The organism is Variovorax multivorans (assembly GCF_051216835.1).
Taxonomy (GTDB): Bacteria; Pseudomonadota; Gammaproteobacteria; order Burkholderiales; family Burkholderiaceae_C; genus Variovorax.
Map to the genome: position 1 here is coordinate 291,632 of NZ_JBPJZL010000006.1, position 19,443 is coordinate 311,074.

14 protein-coding genes are annotated in these 19,443 nt (G+C 67.3%); 12 read left to right on the top strand and 2 right to left on the bottom strand.

The genetic code is table 11. The features are described 5' to 3' along the window. Nucleotides 1–143: 143 nt before the first annotated feature. Nucleotides 144–3,755: an indolepyruvate ferredoxin oxidoreductase family protein gene (locus ACSFCA_RS17610; protein WP_435460371.1), complete on the bottom strand. Its 3,612-nt coding sequence runs from the start codon at nt 3,753–3,755 to the stop codon at nt 144–146. Nucleotides 3,756–3,933: 178 nt separating this feature from the next. On the opposite strand from ACSFCA_RS17610, the gene ACSFCA_RS17615 reads away from it, so the two are divergent. Next, nucleotides 3,934–4,431: an Lrp/AsnC family transcriptional regulator gene (locus tag ACSFCA_RS17615; RefSeq protein ID WP_435460370.1), complete on the top strand. Its 498-nt coding sequence runs from the start codon at nt 3,934–3,936 to the stop codon at nt 4,429–4,431. Between the two features lie 10 nt (nt 4,432–4,441). Here the strand turns inward: ACSFCA_RS17615 and ACSFCA_RS17620 are convergent, their stop codons facing one another. Further along, entirely contained in the window at nt 4,442–6,127 is a 1,686-nt protein-coding gene (locus ACSFCA_RS17620) for a M28 family metallopeptidase (protein ID WP_435460369.1), read from the bottom strand. Between the two features lie 192 nt (nt 6,128–6,319). Here ACSFCA_RS17620 and ACSFCA_RS17625 point away from each other — a divergent pair, with 192 nt between their 5' ends. From ACSFCA_RS17625 to ACSFCA_RS17675, 11 genes are all read left to right on the top strand, one after another. Next, complete coding sequence (locus ACSFCA_RS17625; protein WP_435460368.1) at nt 6,320–7,078, top strand: basic amino acid ABC transporter substrate-binding protein; 759 nt, start codon at nt 6,320–6,322, stop codon at nt 7,076–7,078. 80 nt (nt 7,079–7,158) lie between these two features. Further along, complete coding sequence (locus tag ACSFCA_RS17630) at nt 7,159–7,929, top strand: amino acid ABC transporter permease (protein ID WP_093076217.1); 771 nt, start codon at nt 7,159–7,161, stop codon at nt 7,927–7,929. A 32-nt stretch (nt 7,930–7,961) separates the two neighbouring features. Next, nucleotides 7,962–9,587: an MFS transporter gene (locus ACSFCA_RS17635; protein ID WP_435460367.1), complete on the top strand. Its 1,626-nt coding sequence runs from the start codon at nt 7,962–7,964 to the stop codon at nt 9,585–9,587. 2 nt (nt 9,588–9,589) lie between these two features. Beyond that, entirely contained in the window at nt 9,590–10,762 is a 1,173-nt protein-coding gene (locus ACSFCA_RS17640) for an MFS transporter (protein WP_435477128.1), read from the top strand. Nucleotides 10,763–10,919: 157 nt separating this feature from the next. Further along, entirely contained in the window at nt 10,920–13,541 is a 2,622-nt protein-coding gene (locus tag ACSFCA_RS17645) for an autotransporter family protein (protein ID WP_435460365.1), read from the top strand. Nucleotides 13,542–13,717: 176 nt separating this feature from the next. Continuing rightward, nucleotides 13,718–14,539, top strand: coding sequence for a creatininase family protein (locus ACSFCA_RS17650; RefSeq protein ID WP_093076220.1), 822 nt, complete (start codon nt 13,718–13,720; stop codon nt 14,537–14,539). A gap of 13 nt (nt 14,540–14,552) precedes the next feature. Then, the gene (locus ACSFCA_RS17655) at nt 14,553–15,353 is read left to right on the top strand and encodes an ABC transporter ATP-binding protein (RefSeq protein ID WP_093055344.1); all 801 of its coding nucleotides are present in this window, start codon (nt 14,553–14,555) and stop codon (nt 15,351–15,353) included. Next, nucleotides 15,331–16,218 carry an ABC transporter permease gene (locus tag ACSFCA_RS17660; protein WP_435460364.1) on the top strand — a complete coding sequence of 296 codons (888 nt, stop codon included), beginning with the start codon at nt 15,331–15,333 and terminating at the stop codon, nt 16,216–16,218. The genes ACSFCA_RS17655 and ACSFCA_RS17660 overlap by 23 nt, the downstream gene beginning before the upstream one ends. Further along, nucleotides 16,208–17,587: an FAD-binding oxidoreductase gene (locus ACSFCA_RS17665; protein ID WP_435460363.1), complete on the top strand. Its 1,380-nt coding sequence runs from the start codon at nt 16,208–16,210 to the stop codon at nt 17,585–17,587. The genes ACSFCA_RS17660 and ACSFCA_RS17665 overlap by 11 nt, the downstream gene beginning before the upstream one ends. A gap of 71 nt (nt 17,588–17,658) precedes the next feature. Beyond that, nucleotides 17,659–18,687: an ABC transporter substrate-binding protein gene (locus ACSFCA_RS17670; protein ID WP_435460362.1), complete on the top strand. Its 1,029-nt coding sequence runs from the start codon at nt 17,659–17,661 to the stop codon at nt 18,685–18,687. A gap of 141 nt (nt 18,688–18,828) precedes the next feature. Next, the gene (locus tag ACSFCA_RS17675; protein WP_435460361.1) at nt 18,829–19,419 is read left to right on the top strand and encodes an NAD(P)H-dependent oxidoreductase; all 591 of its coding nucleotides are present in this window, start codon (nt 18,829–18,831) and stop codon (nt 19,417–19,419) included. The last annotated feature ends 24 nt before the right edge of the window (nt 19,420–19,443 follow it).

A 19,443-nucleotide genomic window follows, 5' to 3' on the forward strand; every position in this document is an offset into this window, starting at 1 on the left:
TTCGGGGCGGATGGCCGCTTTGCGCGCTTATCCGGCGCGGTGGGGAGGGCTTTCCTGCTATTCGGGTTGATCGTGTTTTGCTACGTTTTCAATAGCAAAGGGCGCCCATGGGCGCCCTTTGCATGATCAACCGGCCCTGAAAATCAGGCCGCCACGCGCTGCGCCTGCGGATTGCGCCACTTGGCCATCAACTCGCTCCAGCGGGTGCGGGCGGCCGCCAGGTTGCGATCCTTCACGTGGCCGTAGCCGCGGATCTGCTCGGGCAGGCTGGCGATCTCCAGCGCCAGCGCGTGGTTGTCGGCGCGCAGGGCGCCGATCACTTCCTCGATGCTGGTGCGGTATTCGCCGATCAGTGCACGCTCGGTCTTGCGCTCTTCGGTGCGGCCGAAGATGTCGAGCGCCGTGCCGCGCAGGCCCTTGAGCTTCGCGAGGAACCTGAAGCCGGTGAGCATCCAGGGGCCGAACTTCTGCTTCTGCAGCTGCCCCTTGGAGTTCTTCTTCGCGATGATCGGCGGAGCCAGGTGGTAGTTGAGCTTGTAGTCACCTTCGAACATGCCCTCGACGCGATCGAGGAAAGTGCGGTCGGTGTGCAGGCGGGCGACTTCGTACTCGTCCTTGTATGCCATCAGCTTGAACAGGTAGCGCGCGACCGCCTCGGTCAGCGCCGTGCTCTTGCCTGTGGCCGATTCGGCCTGCTGCACCTTGCCTACGAACTGCCGGTATTCGTCGGCATAGGCCGCGTTCTGGTAACCGGTCAGAAACTCCACGCGGCGCGCCACGAGGCTCTCGACCGACTCGCGCTTCTTGAACTCGATGACCTGGCCCGGGCGCACGCGCTTCTGCAGTTCTTCCGGGCGCACAGCCGCCTGGCGGCCCCACTCGAACGCCGTCTTGTTGTTTTCGACGGCCACGGCGTTCAGCTCGATGGCGCGCATCAGCGACTCGTGCTCCAGCGGGATCCAGCCCTTCTGCCAGGCGTAGCCCAGGATCATCGGGTTGACGTAGATGGTGTCGCCCATCAGCGTGGTCGCGGCGGCGTCGGCGTCGAAGGTGCCCATGCCGTCGATGCCCACGGCGCGCGCGATCTCGGCTGCGCAGGCGTCTTCGGGGTTCTGCCAGTTGGCGTTGCGCACGAAGGCGGCCGTCGGTGCGCTGTGGCTGTTGAGCGCCACGTGCGTGCGCCCTTCGCGCATGCGCGCCATGGTTTCGGCATTCACCGTGACCAGCGGATCGCAGGCCAGGATCAGGTCGGCCGCTGCGGTGCCCACGCGCGTGGTGCGAATGTCGTCCTGCGTGTCGCCGATGAGCACGTGGCTCCAGGTGGCGCCGCCCTTTTGCGCAAGGCCGGCCGCGTCCTGCGTGACGATGCCCTTGGCCTCGATGTGCGCGGCCATGCCCAGCAGCTGGCCGATGGTGATCACGCCGGTGCCGCCGACGCCCGCCACCACCACGCCCCAGACCTTGCCGCCGACCAGCGACGGAATCGCGGGCTCGGGCAGCAGGCCGAACTCGGCCGGCGTGGCCGCCTTGTTCTTGCTCTTCTTCTTGAGCTGGCCGCCTTCGACCGTCACGAAGCTCGGGCAGAAGCCCTTCAGGCAGCTCATGTCCTTGTTGCAGCTGCTCTGGTTGATGGTGCGCTTGCGGCCGAATTCGGTTTCCAACGGCTCCACGCTCAGGCAGTTGCTCTGCACGCTGCAGTCGCCGCAGCCTTCGCAGACCAGCTCATTGATGACCACGCGCTTGGCCGGATCGACGGCCGTGCCCCGCTTGCGGCGGCGGCGCTTCTCGGTGGCGCAGGTCTGGTCGTAGATGATGGCCGTGGTGCCGGGGATCTTGCGGAACTCGCGCTGAACGTCGTCGAGCAGGTCGCGATGCTTCACCGCCACGTGGTCGCCGGGGATGTTCACGCCCTCGTACTTCTCGGGCTCGTCGGTGACGATGACGACCTTCTTGGCGCCCTCTGCATGCAGGCTCTCGGCAATCTGCAGCACCGAGTGGCCTTCGGGCCGCTCGCCGACCTGCTGGCCGCCCGTCATGGCGACCGCGTCGTTGTAGAGGATCTTGTAGGTGATGTTCACGCCCGCCGCGATGCTCTGGCGAATAGCCAGCAGGCCGCTGTGGAAGTACGTGCCGTCGCCCAGGTTCGCGAAGATGTGCTGGTCGGTCGTGAAGGGCTGCTGGCCCACCCACGGCACGCCCTCGCCGCCCATCTGCGTGAAGCCGATGGTGGAGCGGTCCATCCAGGTCGCCATGAAGTGGCAGCCAATGCCGCCCATCGCGCGCGAGCCTTCGGGCACCACGGTGCTGGTGTTGTGCGGGCAGCCCGAGCAGAACCAGGGCTGGCGCGTGGCGTCGACCACGCTGGTGGAAGCCTGCTGCACCACCATCGAACGCTCCTTGGCTTCGAGGATGGCGAGCTGCGCGTCGATGCGCGCGGCCATGTCGGCACCCGCGGCGGCCAGCAGGCCGGTCTTCCTGAGGCGCGTGGCGATGGCCTTGGCGATGAGCGCCGGGTTCAGGTCGGCGTTGGCGCGCAGCAGCGTGTGCGAGGTCGGGTTGGGCATCGACCATTCGCCGCCGGAGTAGCCCTCGGCCGCGTGCACCTCGCCCTCGTCGAACTTGCCGACCACGTTGGGCCGCACGTCGGGGCGCCAGTTGTAGAGCTCTTCCTTGAGCTGGTATTCGATGACCTGGCGCTTCTCCTCGACCACCAGAATCTCTTGCAGGCCGGTGGCGAACTCGCGCGTGAGCTGCGCTTCGAGCGGCCACACCACACCCACCTTGTGCAGGCGAATGCCGAGCTGGCGGCAGGCCGCGTCGTCCAGGCCCAGGTCGATCAGCGCCTGGCGGGTGTCGTTATAGGCCTTGCCGCTGGCCATGATGCCGAAGCGGTCGTTCGGGCCTTGAATGACGTTGTGGTTCAGCCGGTTGGCGCGGATGTACGCCAGCGCGGCGTACCACTTGTAGTGCATGAGCCGGGCTTCCTGCTCCAGCGCATGGTCGGGCCAGCGGATGTGCAGGCCGCCGGGCGGCATTTCGAAGTCGGTGGGAATGACGATCTCGACGCGCTCGGGATCGATCATGGCCGTGGCGCTCGACTCGACGATCTCCTGGATCGTCTTCATGCCCGACCACACGCCCGAGAAGCGGCTCAGCGCGAAGGCGTGAATGCCCAGGTCGAGAATTTCCTGCACGTTCGCCGGAAAGAACACCGGCGTGCCGCAGGCCTTGAAGATGTGGTCGCTCTGGTGCGCGGCCGTGCTGCTCTTGGAGATGTGGTCGTCGCCCGCCACAGCGATCACGCCGCCGAACTCGGTGGTGCCGGCCATGTTGGCGTGCTTGAACACGTCGGAGCAGCGGTCCACGCCCGGGCCCTTGCCGTACCAGATGCCGAAGACGCCGTCGAACTTGTTGGTGCCCTGCGGGGAGAAGCCCAGTTGCTGGGTGCCCCACAGTGCGGTGGCGGCCAGCTCTTCGTTCACGCCGGGCTGGAAGACGATGTTCTGTTCCTTGAGGAACTTGCTGGCCTTCCACAGCGCCTGGTCGTAGCCGCCGAGCGGCGAGCCGCGGTAGCCGCTGATGAAGCCGGCGGTGTTCTTGCCGGCCTGCTGGTCCCGCAGTCGCTGCAGCATGGGCAGCTTGACGAGGGCCTGGACGCCGCTCATGAAGGCACGGCCGTAGTCCAGAGAGTATTTGTCGTCGAGCGTGACGGTCTCCAGGGCCTTGCGAATGTGCGCAGGTAGCGGTGCATTCATGTTCTTTGTCTCCGTATGGCAGGGCCTTGTGAGCCTGGCTGATTACTGTGGGTCTGTGCCCGGGTAGGGCACGAGCCCATGATCGTGCAAAGTGTATGCCGGGGTCCGCGACAGGTGTTTGCGTTCTTTGCCCTGAAAAACCCGCTTCCAGAAAGAATCTTGCTTAAGATTGCCATCCATGGAAAGCATTGACAAGTTCGACCTCGCAATCCTGCAAGAACTGCAGGCCGACGGCCGCCTCACGAATGCCGAGCTTGCGCAGCGCGTGGGCCTCTCGGCCGCGCCCTGCTGGCGCCGGGTGCGCGCGCTGGAAGAGGCCGGCTTCATCAAGGGCTACCACGCCGAGATCGACCGCCACAAGATCGGGCTGGGCGTGCTCGCATTCGTGCGCGTGGACACCGAGCGCGTCACCCACGAAGCCACCCGCAGGCTCGAAGACGCGATCCGCAAGCTGCCCGACGTGATCGCCTGCCACTACATCAGCGGCACCGGCACCTTCGAGCTGCAGGTGGTGGCGCAGGACCTCGACAGCTTCTCGATCTTCGCGCGCCAGCACCTCATGAACCTGCCGAACGTGAAAGACCTGCACACCAGTTTCTCGCTGGGCGAGGTCAAGGCCAGCAGTGCGCTGCCGCTGGGCCATCTCGGCGGCGCCGCCCGCCCGCGCGCGTCTTAGGCTTCTTGGATCAGCGCCGCTCCCCGCGGCTGGCCTCGCGGATCGCGCGGAATTCCGACCCTTGCCCCCACTCGGGCCAGCGTCGGCTGTTGGCCAGCGTCTCGCCCACGCGGTAGAGCAGCGGCAGGTCGTGCGCCATGCCGGTGAAGGACCAGTCGGCGCGCCATTCGTCGGCCGGCTGGTGGTAGCGCTCGGCGGTGTAAGCCTTGCTGGCCGCTTCGCCGGCAGCGAGGCCGCCTTCCACCAGGTCGTTGCCCGAGGCAAAGGACAGCGCCGGCACGCCGCGCTTGGCAAACGAGAAATGGTCGGAGCGGAAGAAATAGCCGGCTTCGGGGTGCGGGTCCGGCGCATAGGCCAGGCCGAACCCCTTGGCCTGTTCGACCAGCAGGTCCTGCAGCTGTGAAGACGCGCTGCCCGAGGTGCTGAAGTTGCGCGCCGGGCCTTCCGGGCCGAGCGCATCCATGTTGATGACGGCCACGGTCCGCGCCAGCGGATACAGCGGCTTGGCGCCGTAGTACTCGGAGCCGAGCAGGCCGCGTTCTTCGGCCGTCACAGCCAGGAAGACGACGGAGCGCTCGGGCTTCCTGGGCGCGCTCGCAAAGGCGCGGCCCATCTCGATCAGCGCGGCCAGCCCGGTGCCGTTGTCGACCGCGCCGTTATAGATCCTGTCACCCTTGGCATCGGGCGCGCCCACGCCCAGGTGGTCCCAGTGAGCGCTGTAGATCACCGTCTCGCCGGGCCGCTTGCGGCCCTCGACGCGGCCCACCACGTTCTTCGAGACGATCACCTGCCTATCGATCGCGTACTCGGCCGACAGGCTCGCGTCCTTCAGCAGCTGCGGCTGGAACTCGCGCGTTTGTGCGAGCTTCTTCTGCGCCTCGAAGTCCAGGCCCGCGCGGCGCAGCAGATCGACCGCCACCTCGCGCTGGATCCAGCCCTCCAGCTTCGGATGCACGGCGGCCGGCTTTTCGCGCTCGATGTCGAGCATGGTCGCGGTGTTGGAGTTCTTGACCGTGGCCCAGCCATAGGCGGCCGGCGCGGTCTCGTGCACGATCAGCACGCCCAGCGCACCACGGCGCGCGGCCTCTTCGAACTTGTAGGTCCAGCGGCCGTAGTAGGTCATGGCCTTGCCGCCGAAGTCGCCAGTACCGTTTCCACCGGTTTCGAAATCGGGGTCGTTCACCAGCACGACGGCGATCTTGCCCTTCAGGTCGACACCCTTGTAGTCGTCCCAGCGCCGCTCGGGCGCGCTGACGCCGTAGCCCACGAAGACCAGCGGCGCCTGCTGGATCGCAACCGCGGTCGAGCCGTCGAGCGCGGCGCGCACCGCGATCTGCTCGCCCTGCACGAGTGCGTCGCTATGCGCCCCCACCTGAAGCATGAGCCGCGGCGTGCCGTGGAACTCGGTCTTCACCAGCGGCACCGACTGCGTCCAGCCGCGCCGGCCATTTTCGAGATCGCCGCCGGGTGCGAGGCCCGCGGCCTTGAACTGGGCCACGAGATAGTCGACCGTCTTGGCCTCCGCCGGGGTGGCCGGTGCGCGGCCTTCGAAGTCGTCGCCGGAGACCGTCTTCACGATCTGCGACAGGCGCTGCGGATCGAAGCGCGGCGCCGGAGGATCGGCGGCCAATGCGCCCGTGGCGCTCCATGCGAGACCGATGCCACAGAGAAGAAAAGCAAGCCGCGGGGTCGTCATGCAAGGCTCCTGAACCGGAAAGCTCCGGATACTAGTCAGCAGGCCACGATCACTCCCCGATGCCCTTCATCTCTCCCGGAGAACCTTAGTTAGCCCCGCACTCCGGGGAGCGCCCCGGGGACGACCGATAGCGACAGCCTAAAATCCCCGCCCACCACCTCCCGCCGGACGGCGAAAAAGCAAGGACCCCGAATGAATCCACTCCGCCGCGCACTGGCCCTGGGCCTCGCTGCCGCCACGCTCGCCCTTGGCGCCCAGGCCCAGAACCGCGAACTGACAGTGGCCTCCAGCGCCACCTACGCGCCCTTCGCCTTCGAGAACAAGGACAAGCAGATCGTCGGCTTCGACATCGACATCATCAACGCCATCGCCAAGCAGCAGGGCCTGAAGATCAAGATCGTCAACACGCCCTTCACCGGCATCTTCGGCGCGCTGAACAACGGCGACGTCGACCTCGTGATCTCGGGCGTCACCATCAACGAGAAGCGCAAGCAGAGCTACGACTTCACGCCTCCCTACTTCGCGGCCCGCCAGCTGATCGCGCTGCCGAAGAACAGCAAGGTCGCCTCGCTGAAGGACCTGACCGGCAAGAAGATCGCCGTGGTCAGCGCCTCCACCGCCGACGACATCGCCTCGCGCGAATTCGGCAAGACCAACCCCGACATCCGCCGCTTCGAGAGCACGCCGCTCATCATTTCCGAGCTGGCCGGCGGCGGCGTCGATGCCGCCATGGGTGACAACGGCGTCATTGCCTATCGCGTGGCGCAGAACCCCGAGCTGAAGACGCTGGACGACAAGTCCTTCCCCGAAGAGGGCTTCGGCATCGTCGTGAAGAAGGGCGACAAGCCCCTGCTCGACAAGCTCACGGCCGGCCTCGCGGCCATCCGCGCCGACGGCAGCTACGTGACGATCTACAAGAAGTGGTTCAACAAGGACCCGAACGTGCGCTGAGCCGCACGGCATTTCCCTGAACACGGCCGCCCTCACGCGGCCGTTTCGTTTTTCGTTGACTGAGAGTTGAGGACGCAAGCATGGAACAACCAGTGCTGCTTTTCGGATGGTTCCGCTGGGACATCCTCGTGGAATACAAGGACCTGTTCTGGCAGGGCGCCTGGATGACGCTGCGCATGACGGTGGTCTGCGTGCTGCTGGGTTCCAGCTGGGGGCTGTGCCTTGCGCTCGCGCGCCTGGCGCACCCGCGCCACGCGCCGTGGACCTGGGTCGCGCGCTTCTTCCTGCGCTGGCCGGCCACGGTGTACGTGAGCTTCTTTCGCGGCACGCCGCTGTTCGTGCAGATCCTGCTGATCCACTTCGCGGTGATGCCGGTGTTCATCCACCCGACCTCGGGCATCCTGATCGACGGCGAACTCGCGCGCACGCTCAAGCAGGAGCACGGCGCGCTCATCTCGGGCGTGGTGGCGCTCACGCTCAACTCGGCGGCCTACATCTCCGAAGTGTTCCGCGCGGGCATCCAGTCGATCTCTCGCGGACAGTTCGATGCCGGCCGCTCGATCGGCTTTTCGCCCGCGCAGGTGATGCGCTATGTGGTGCTGCCGCAGGCCTTCCGCCGCATGCTGCCGCCGCTGGGCAACAACGCCATCGCGCTGCTGAAAGACACCTCGCTGGTCTCCGCAATCGGGCTGGCCGAGCTGGCCTACGCCGCGCGCACCGTGGCCGGCGCGTATGCGCGCTACTGGGAGCCGTACCTTGCGATCTCGGTCATCTACTGGGTCATGACACTGGTGCTCACGACGATGCTGCGCCGCCTCGAACACCGCCTGGCACGCAGCGACCGGGGATAGGCCGCAGGCAGGCCGCGCCACAATAGCGGCACATGCCGCCCATATCCCCCGAAGAGACACCGATCCCGCCCGCGCGGCCGCAGCCAACGAAGCTCGCGGCCCTCGAGCCCCTCAAGCTCCCCGTGTTCCGCATGCTGTGGAGCACTTGGCTCGTCGCCAACATCTGCATGTGGATGAACGACGTGGCAGCCGCGTGGATGATGACCTCACTGACCACCTCGCCCATCTGGGTGGCGCTGGTGCAGTCGGCCTCCACGCTGCCGGTGTTCCTGCTGGGCCTGCCCAGCGGCGCGCTGGCCGACATCCTCGACCGCAGGCGCTGGCTGGTGGCCACGCAGTTCTGGCTGGCCGGCACCGCCATCGTGCTGTGCGCCGCGCTGGCGCTCGACCTCATGACCGCGCCGCTGCTGCTGGCGCTCACCTTCGCCAACGGCATCGGCCTGGCGCTGCGCTGGCCGGTGTTCGCGGCCATCGTGCCCGAGCTGGTGCCGCGGCCGCAGCTGCCGGCCGCGCTCGGCCTGAACGGCATCGCGATGAACGCGTCGCGCATCGTCGGCCCGCTCACGGCCGGCATGCTGATCGCGAGCGCGGGCAGCATCTGGGTCTTTGCGCTGAACGCGGTGCTGTCGGTGGCCTCGGGCTTCGTGGTGCTGCGCTGGCGGCGCGAGCACACGCCCAACCCGCTGGGCCGCGAGAAGCTCGTCAGCGCGATGCGCGTGGGCGTGCAGTTCGTGCGGCAGTCGCAGCGCATGCGGGCGGTGCTCACGCGCATCTCGATCTTCTTCTTTCACTCCACGGCCCTGCTGGCGCTGCTGCCGCTGCTGGCGCGCAACCTCCAGGGCGGCGGCGCAGGCACCTTCACGCTGCTGCTGGCGGCCATGGGCGCGGGCGCGATCATCGCGGTGCTGTTTTTGCCGCGGCTGCGCCAGGCGCTGGGGCGCGACCAGCTGGTGCTGCGCGGCACGCTGCTGCAGTCGGGCGCCACCGCCGTCATGGCCTTCGCGCCCAACGCATGGGTTGCGGTGCCGGCGATGTTCTTCGGCGGCATGGCATGGATCACGGTGGCCAATTCGCTGTCGGTGTCGGCCCAGCTCGCGCTGCCCGACTGGGTGCGCGCGCGCGGCATGTCGATGTACCAGATGGCGATCATGGGCGCGAGCGCGATCGGCGCGGCGATCTGGGGGCAGGTGGCCACGGTCACCTCGCTGATCGCCAGTCTTTCCGTCGCCGCCATCAGCGGCACGCTGCTGATGCTCATGGCCCTGCGCTGGGTGACCGACGTGAGCGGCGAAGACGACACGAGCCCCGCGCAAGCCGGCTGGGCCGCCGGCCCGCCGACCGAGGCACCGCAGGAAAACGGCCGCGTGGTCATCACTGTCGAATTCATGATCGACCCGGCCCGCGCCGCCGCCTTTCACCTCGTGATGCAGCAGACGCGCCGCGCGCGCCTGAGCCAGGGCGCCATCGGCTGGGAGCTGCTGCACGACATCGCGCAGCCGGAGCGCTATGTGGAGCAGATCGTCGACGAGTCGTGGACCGACCACCTGCGCCGCTTCAACCGCGCGACGGCCAGCGACATGGCGCTGCGCGAGCGGCGGCTGGCCTTTCACCTCGGTGAATCGCCGCCTGTGGTCACGCGCTATGTAGTGCGGCGATGAGCATGAAGACCTCGCAGATCGCAACGCTCTTCGGCTGCCTCTTCCTCATCGGTTCGGCGGAGGTGCTCGCCGGCCCGATGATGGGCGCCATGAGCGCCGACTTCGGCGTTCGCTCCAGTGCCATCGCCTACCTGCCCGCCGCCTACGGGCTCAGCTATGGCGCGGTGGCCCTGCTGGCAGGGCCGCTGTCGGACCGGTGGGGACGCAAGCGGCCGCTGCTGGCGGGGCTGCTCGGGTTCGCGCTGCTCAGCGCGCTCATTCCCAGTGCACCCCATTTGCTGGCCGCCATCGTCCTGTCGGCATTGGCCGGCGTGTGCGCGGCCGTCGTGCAGCCCAATGCGCTGGCCCTGGTGGCCGACGAGTCGCCGCCCGAGCAGGTGGGCAGGCGCCTGGGCCACGTCTTCATCGGCCTGATGCTGGCGTTCGTCGTCACACCCGTGCTGGCGGGGCGGCTGGCGGATACGTGGGGATGGCGATCGGCCTACTACGCGCTGGCCGCCCTCGCCGTGCTGGCCGCGCTGGCGGTTTCGCGCGCCTTCGCCGACCGCGTGCCCGGCGCCGGCTCGCATGCGGCGCACATGGACTTCATGGCCACGCACCGCGAAGCACTGAAGACGCCCGGTGCCCGCCGCCGGCTGTCGGCCAGCTACCTCTGGCTCGGCTGGGTCGCGGGGTTCGGGGCGGTGGTGGCGGAAGTCGCGTCGCGGAAGCTCTCGCTGTCTCCCACCGACACCGGCCTGCTGGCGGGCTTCTACGGGCTGGCCGTGATCGCCGGCAATCTCGCGAGCGGCAAGCTGCAGCGCATGGCGGGCGAAGCTGCATTGCCGGGCGCCGCGCTCGTCGCGGCCGTGGGCCTGCTCGGCTTCATGCTGCCGGTCGGGTCGATGGCCCAGCTGGCGCTGCTCGGCTTGCCGTGGGCCTTCGGCTACGGTTGCGCCGGGCCCTTGCACCATGCCAGGCTGAGCGCCCTGTCCGAGCGCTGCCGGGGCACCATCAACTCGTACCACGCGAGCCTGCTCAACCTGGGCATCTTCTCGGTCTCGTTCGCGCTGGGCACCGTCGTCCCGCGCTTTTCGGTGACCCTGTTTTGCGGCCTGGTGGGCGTTGTCACGCTGCTCGGCGCATGCCTGCTCATTCCGTGGCCGCGCCGCAAGACGCAGACCGTGGCGGCCTGAAAGGCACCGGCGCCCGCGCCGTCTCGCTACAGCAACACGAAAACATTCGCTCGATTGTTTCCTGATTGTTAATCGTGCCAAATGTCCCGGCAAATGGCGAAGCGACCGCCCAGCCCTGGGGCACGCACGAGAGACAACCAAGAACAAAGGAGCAAGCATGAGCACCGCGCGATCGCACCGGGTTCCGCGTCACCCTCCTTCCCCTTCCCCTCTTGTTCGCTGCCTTGCGGCAACGCTCGCCACACTGGCCGCCGATGGCGTCTATGCCGCCTGCGCGCCCACCGCCACGCCGGGCTCGAACACCGCCGTGGTCTGCGACGGCGCGACGACCGGCTCGGCCAGCGTGATTGCCGCGCCGGGCAGCACCGGCGTCAGCATCACCGTGAACAACGGCGCCACGCTCAGCACCAACGCCACGCAGGTCCTGCTGGTGCGCGATGCCAGCACCATCACGAACAACGGCACCATCACGGTCTCGGGCGGTTCGGGCTCAGCGCGCGCGGCGATGGTCGCCACGGGCAACGACAACACCCTGACCAACAACGGCGCCATCCGCACGACGAGCGGCAACACCTCCGGCATCCTGGTGACGTCGAACAGCAGCACGCGCACGCTCATCACCAACAACGGCAGCATCGTCACCACGGGCGGCAGCTCGCACGGCGTCTCCATGCTGGGCCCGGGTAACACGGTGTTCAACAACGGCACCATCTCGGTCAGCGGCACGTCGGCCAAGGGCGTCTATCTGCAGGGCGGCAACCTCGTCGCCAATCTGCTGGTGAACACCGGCACCATCACCACCACCGGCACCAACTCGCCCTCGGGCGGCGCCGATGCGGTACACGCGAACACGCTCAGCTCCAGCTTCTTCTCGCGTGTGGAAAACTGGGCCGGCGCCACGCTGTCGAGCGCCAATGGCTACGGCTATCGCGGCCAGAACGGCAACGACGTGCTGGTCAACGCCGGCACCATCGAAGGACACGGCGGCGCCGCCAACACCGACGCGATCTACATGGGCGCGCTGGGCAACGGCACGCTGATATTGCAGACCGGCTCGGTCATCCGGGGCGGCGCCGACGGCGGCGTCGGAAAAACCGCCAGCACCTTCCTCGAAGGCACCGGTACGGTGGACAACGCGTTCCGCAATTTCCAGAACCTGACGATGCGCGGCACCGAATGGTCGTGGCTGACCGACTCGAATTTCTCCGACTCGATACGGGTGGAGTCCGGCCGCTTCAACCTCCCCGCGACGCTGACGAGCCCCGTCATCACCGTGCTCCCCGGCACCACAGTCGCCGGCACCGGCACCTTCGCGGGCAACGTGACCAACCAGGGCACGCTGCTGCCCGGGCCCAACGACGGCGTGAACTTCGGCGCCTTCACCGTGCGCGGCAACTACTTCGGCGGCAGCGGCGCGCTGATGCAGGTCAACACCGTGCTGGCGGGCGACAACTCGCCCTCGGACAAGCTCGTGATCGACGGCGGCGCGGCATCGGGCAGCACCGGCATCCGCGTCGTCAACCGCGGCGGCCTGGGCGCGCCCACGCTGGCCGACGGCATCCTGGTGGTGCAGGCACTCAACGGCGCCACCACGACCGGCACGGCCTTCTCGCTGACCCAGGCGGTCGAGGCCGGCGCTTACAACTACCGGCTGTTCCGCGGCGGCGCGGCCGGCAACAACCCCGACAACTGGTACCTGCGCAACAGCGGCTATCTCGTCGGCGGCACCGTGGTGGGCTCGCTGACAGAGGCGCTCGCGGTCATCAACGAAACACCGCCGGTGCCCGGCGCGCCCCCGGCCGCCATGTCGGTGGAACCGGTCAAGCTCTACCGGCCCGAGGTCCCGCTCTACAGCGCCCTGCCGATCGCGGTGCGCCGCCTCGGGCTCGCGCAGCTGGGCAGCTTCCACGACCGGCAAGGCGACCAACAGCTGCTCTCAGACGATGAAGGCCGGCAGGCCTCATGGGGTCGCGTGTTCGGCGAGAGCACACGGCAGCGCCTGCGCGGCGATGCGAATCCGCAGTTCGACGGCAACGTCCACGGCCTGCAGCTGGGCCATGACTTCCTGGTGGGCACCGACGCCGCCGGCGGACGCCACCGCGTCGGCGTGCTGGGCGGCTACACGCGTGCCAGCGGCAGCGCGAGCGGCGTCGCCGACGGCGCCACCAACGAGGCGGCCGGCCGCCTGAGCGTGGAGGGCTACAGCCTTGGCGCGTACTGGACCCGCATCGCGAGCAGCGGCTGGTACAGCGACGCCGTGCTCATGGCCACCCGCTTCAAGACCGACGCGATTTCCACGCTCGGCCGCGGCGGCAGGCCGCACGGCAAGACGATCACCGCATCGCTGGAAGCGGGCTATCCGTTTGCCCTGAGCGACACCGTGACGCTGCAGCCACAGGCGCAGCTGATCTGGCAGCGCAGCTCGATCGACGATTTCGATGACGGCCTTTCCACCGTGCGCTTCCAGCGCGACAACGCCGTCACCGGCCGGCTGGGCGCGCGACTCGAAGGCCGCTTCGACGCGGGCGGCAGTGTCTGGAAGCCCTACCTGAAGGTCAACCTGTGGCACACCTTCAGCGGCAGCAACGCGCTCTACTTCGGGCCCACCGACCAGGTCGTGAACCGCCGCAACTCGAGTGCGCTCGAAGTCGGCGGCGGCGTTGTCGGCCAGGTGAACAAGACGCTGGCGGTCTACGGCGGCCTGGCGTACACCAGCGCCATCGGCATCACCGAGCAGACCGGCGTGCAAGGGCAACTGGGGCTGCGCCTGCGCTGGTGAACCCCGGGCGGCGGACGCTCGGGGTCAATTTTTGACCATTCGAGCAAATTTGATGGCATGCGGCTTGCATGAGAATTGTCATGAAAGGTCAACGGGTATCTACGGATAGCCAATCTTTTTTGACCACATGGATAATTTAGACCATCATCCCGTCCGTCGCCACGAGGTACACCACGATGAATCCGCCCCCACTGCGCAGCCGTTTCTGGTCTGACCTGACCAGCGAAGAGTTCTCCCGCCTCGACCGTGAACGGCTGATCGCCGTGCTGCCCGTGGGCGCGACCGAGCAGCATGGCCCCCATCTGCCGATGTCGACCGACACCGCCACCATCGACGGCATGGTGCGCGCCACGCTGCCGCACCTGCCTGACGACCTGCCAGTGCTGTTCCTGCCCACAGTGCCCTATGGCAAGAGCAACGAGCACTCGCGCTACCCGGGCACGCTCACCGTGTCGGCGAACACGCTGATCTCGCTGTGGACCGACATCGGCGCCTGTGTTGCCAAAGCCGGCGTGCGCAAGCTGGTGCTCTACAACAGCCACGGCGGCCAGATGAGCGTGATGGACATCGTGGCGCGCGACCTGCGCGAAGCTCACGACATGATGGTCGTGGCTGCCAACTGGTACACGCTGGGCCTGCCCGAAGGCCTGTTCACCGCGCACGAAGGCAGGCACGGCATCCACGCCGGCGACCTCGAGAGCTCGGTCATGCTGCACCTTACGCCCGACTACGTGCGCAAGGACCAGTTCCAGAACTTCAGCTCCATGACGGAGCAGCTGGCCGCCGAGAACAAGTTCCTCTCGATCACACCCAGCGGCAAGCTCGGCTGGCAGATGCATGACATCAACCCCGCGGGCGCCGCCGGCGACGCCACGCGCGCCACCGCCGAAAAGGGCGCGGCGGTGCTCGACCACGTGGGCCGCCGCTTCGTCGAGCTGCTGCACGAGGTCGACCGCTTCCCCCTGTCGCGCCTCGCCAACCAACCCGCCTGGCGCTAGGCTCGCACCAACCATGGAAAGCACCACGCCATCCACCCCGCCGCTGGTCACCCTGCGCAACGTCAGCAAGCGTTTCGCCAACGGCACGCTCGCGCTGCAGGGCATGACGCTCGACATCGGCGAGCACGACTTCATCAGCTTCCTGGGCCCCTCGGGCTGCGGCAAGAGCACCGCGCTGCGCCTCATCGCGGGGCTCACGCGCCTCAGTTCGGGCGACATGCACTGGTCGGGTGCCAACACCGGAAAGACGCAGAGCGACCGCGACCTGGGCTTCGTGTTCCAGGAGCCCACGCTCATGCCCTGGGCCAAGGTGTTCGACAACGTGTGGCTGCCACTCAAGCTCGCGGGCATGAGCCGCGATGCAGCCGCGCCGGTGGTGCAGCAGGTGCTTGAAATGGTCGGCCTCTCGCGCTTTGCCGACGTGTACCCGCGTGAACTGTCGGGCGGCATGAAGATGCGCGTGTCGATCGCGCGCGCACTGGTCACGCACCCGCGCCTGCTGCTGATGGACGAGCCCTTTGCCGCGCTCGACGAAATGACGCGTATCAAACTCAACAACGACCTGCTGGCCATCTGGCGCGAGCACCGCTTCTCGGTCGTGTTCGTCACGCACAGCGTGTACGAGTCGGTGTATCTGTCGAACCGCATCGTGGTGATGGCAGCGCGGCCGGGCCGCGTGATCGACGAGATCCGCATCGACGAACCCTATCCGCGCGGCGAAGAGTTCCGCACATCGAGCCGCTACAACGCGCACTGCACTGCCGTGTCGCAATCCCTGCACGGAGCCCTGCATGGCCTCGACATCGATCACTGAGCCCGTCGCCCTCGCGGATGCCAATGCGGACGCGGCGCCCTCCGAGGCATCGCTGCGCGCGCACGAAGACAGGCTGCGCCGGCGCGAGTCGCTGCTGCGCATCGTCGTGCCCGCGGGCATCGTCGTGCTGCTGCTGCTCATCTGGGAATGGACGGTTCGTGCCAACAACATCCCGCACTACATCCTGCCCACGCCCTCGCTCATTCTTCGCACGCTGTTCGACAACTGGGATTCGCTGTCGAGCGCGCTGTGGTTCACGGTGAAGCTCACGCTGCTCGCGCTCGCCGCGGCCATCGTCGGCGGCGTGCTGCTGGCCATTGCGTTCGCGCTCTTCAAGTGGGTGGAAATCGGCCTGTTTCCGATCGCGGTGATCCTGCAGGTGACGCCGATCATCGCGATTGCGCCGCTGATCTTGATCTACGTTTCGAGCACCACGGCGGCGCTCTTGCTGTGTGCGTGGATCGTGGCCTTCTTCCCGATTCTGTCGAACACGGTCATCGGCCTGAAAAGCGCAGACAGCAATCTTCGCGACCTGTTCCAGCTCTACAAGGCCTCGCCGTGGCAGACCTTCCGCTATCTGCTCGCGCCCAGCGCACTGCCGTACTTCATGGCGGGCCTGAAGATCGCGGGCGGGCTGAGTCTGATCGGTGCGGTGGTGGCCGAGTTCACAGCCGGCACGGCGGGCAAGGAGACGGGTCTTGCATCGCGCATTCTCGAATCGAGCTTCCGCACCGAGATCCCGATGATGTTCGCGGCGCTGCTGCTGGTGTCGTTGCTGGGCATCGTGATCTTCATCGTGTTCGCGGCACTGTCGCGACTGGTGCTCGGGCACTGGCACGAAAGCGAAATGCGCCGTGAACGCTAGGACCATCGTGCCTGCCGTCGACTGGGATGCCGTGCGCGCCGATCTGCGCGGACTCAACGTCATCACCGCGCCGGCCCAGCGCAAGCAGCTGTCGAAGGACTTCTACTGGTACAGCCCCATCCTCAGCGCGCAGCTCGCGGGCTGCGTGGCCGACCTCGTCGTCAAGGTCAGCACCGAGGACGACGTGCGGCAGGCCGCGGCCGTGGCCGCCAAGTGGAAGCTGCCGCTCACCGTGCGCGCCGGCGGCACCGGCAACTACGGCCAGTGCGTGCCGCTGGAAGGCGGCATCGTGCTCGACGTGACGCAGATGTGCCGCGTGCTCGACATCCAGCCCGGCCGCATCCGCGTCGAGGCCGGTGCGCGCATGCACGACATCGACCTCGCCGCGCGCGAGACCGGGCAGGCGCTGCGCATGTGGCCATCGACCTGGCACGTGGCGTCCATCGGCGGATTCATCGCGGGCGGCTTCGGCGGCATCGGCTCGTTCCGCCACGGCATCCTGCGCGACCCGGGCAACCTGCTGCGCGCTCGGGTGATGACGGTAGAGCGCGAGCCGCGCGTCATCGAGCTGCACGGCGACGAGATCCAGCAGGTGCACCACGCTTACGGCACCAACGGCGTGATCCTCGACGTGGAAGTGGCGCTGAGCCCGGCGGTCGAATGGGTGCACTGCACGGTGCTGTTCGACACGTATCGCGGCGCGCTCGACTTCGGCATCGCGGCGCAGGCGCCTTCGCTCGACATCTTCCTGCTGTCCACGGTGGAGGCGCGCTTCTCGCCCTACTACACGGCCATGCGCGACCGCTTCCCGGCCGACCGTCATGCGGTGTTCGCGATGGTCTCGCCCGAATCGATGGCGGACTTCCGCGCGCTGGCCAAGGCGCAGGGCGGCACGATCTCCGTGGCAGGCACCGAAGCCGAGCTGCTCGCCGATGGCCTGCCGCCCGCCTACGAGTGCGCGTTCAACCACACGACGCTGCAGGCACTGAAGGCAGACCGCGGCTGGACCTACCTGCAGGTGGCCTACGCCCAGCCCTTCGACCCTTCGGTGGTCGAGCGCCATCTGCAAATCTTCGGCGACGACGTGCTGCAGCACCAGGACTTCGCGCGCGCCAACGGCGAGTGCGGCACCTTCGGCATCCTGCTCGTGCGCTGGAAGGGTGAGGCCCACCAGTACGAAGTGATCCGCGAGATCGAGTCGCAGGGCGGCTGCCAGATCTTCAACCCGCACGTCGTCACCATCGAGGACGGCGGCATGAAGACCATCGACACGCAGCAGATCGAATTCAAGAAGCGCAGCGATCCGATGGGCCTGATGAACCCCGGCAAGACGCGCGGGTGGCATCCCGACATGGCCGTCGAGCGTTGAAAAGACGCTGAAACGATTTAGTCTCCGCATCCCAACCGTACTTTCCAAAACCTCCACAGGAGCCCGTCCCCATGCGCATCCCCGCTTTCAATCTCCGACCGCTTGCCTTCGGCCTGGCCCTCGCGGCCGCCGCCTTCGCCGCGCAGGCGCAGGAAAAAGTGGTGTTCGCCACCAACTGGAAGGCGCAGGCCGGCCACGGCGGCTTCTACCAGGCGCTGGTGGACGGCACCTACAAGAAGTACGGCCTCGACGTCGACATCCAGCAGGGCGGCCCGATGGTCAACAACCGGCCGATGCTGCCGGCCGGCAAAGTCGACTTTCTGATGACCGGCAACCTGCTGCAGTCCTTCGACAACGTGAAGAACGGCGTGCCCACGGTGGTGGTCGCGGCCTTCTTCCAGAAAGACCCGCAGGCCATGTTCGCCCACCCGGGCCAGGGCTTCGACACCTTCAAGGACATGACCAAGGCGCCGGTGGCCTTCATCGGCAAGGACGGCCAGTTCAGCTTCTGGCAGTGGATGAAGTCGGAGCACGGCTTCAAGGACTCGCAGCTCAAGCCCTACACCTTCAACGTCGGCCCGTTCCTGGCGGACAAGAAGTCCATTCAGCAGGGCTATGCCATTTCGGAGCCGCTGTCGATCAAGGCGCAGGCCGGCTTCGACCCGGTGGTGCAGCTGCTGGCCGACAACGGCTTCTCGACCTACTCGACCACCATCGAGACGCGCGCCGACCTGATCAAGACCAAGCCCGAGACGGTGCGCAAGTTCGTCGAGGCCTCGATCATCGGCTGGAACAACTACCTCTACGGCGACAACAAGGCCGCCAACGAGATGATCGCCAAGATCAACCCCGACTCGCCCGTGGCTGCCTCGCAGGGCTCCATCGAGCTGATGAAGAAGATGGGCATCGTCGACAGCGGCGAATCGCTCACCAAGGGCATCGGCGCAATGGACGAGGCCCGCGTGAAGGACTTCTACGACAAGATGGTCAAGGCCGGCTTGTACAAGCCGGGCGAAGTCGATCTGTCGAAGGTGGTCACCACGCAGTTCGTCAACAAGGGCGTCGGTGTCGACGTCCGCAAGAAGCTCACCGGCAAGTAAGCACACCGATTTTTTCCCGTGGGTCGCGCGGGGCTTGCGCCGGGGTCAGATGCCGGCGCCTGGGTTGCCATAAGGCACTGCGCGGCCTTTTACTCCTTGGGCTCTGACCCCGTCTCGCCGACAGGCGAACCGGCCCTCCACATGAAAACGCTAGTCGTCCACTGCCATCCGAACCCTGACAGCTTCAATCACGCGCTCTACCGCACCGCCCTCGATGCGCTCGAACCGCGACACCCCGTCAAGGCCATCGACCTGTACGCCGAGGGCTTCGACCCGACGCTGACCCGCGAAGAGCGCATCGCCTACCTCGACAACCCCGACCTGATCCGCGAACGCGTGAAACCCCACGTCGAAGCGCTGCTGTGGGCCGAGCATCTTGTGTTCGTGTTTCCCACCTGGTTCCACGGGCCACCGTCGATGCTCAAGGGCTGGCTCGAACGGGTGTGGCTGCCGGGCGTGGCCTTCCTGCCGGCGGAACGCAAGGGACAGCTCGCGAAGTCGGGCATGCGGCACATCCGGCGGCTGACGGTGGTGACCACCGGCGGCTCGCCGCGCTGGTTCGTGCTGATGATCGGCGACCCGGGCCGGCGGCTGTTCACGCGTGCGCTGCGTGCGCTGTTCGCGTGGCGCTGCAAGGTGACGTGGCTGCAGCTGCACGACATGAACGCAGTGACTGCACGCGACCGCACCCATTTCATCGAGCGCGTGTCGCGCAAGCTGGGCAGCATCTAGAAAACATCGACACAGGGAGACAAC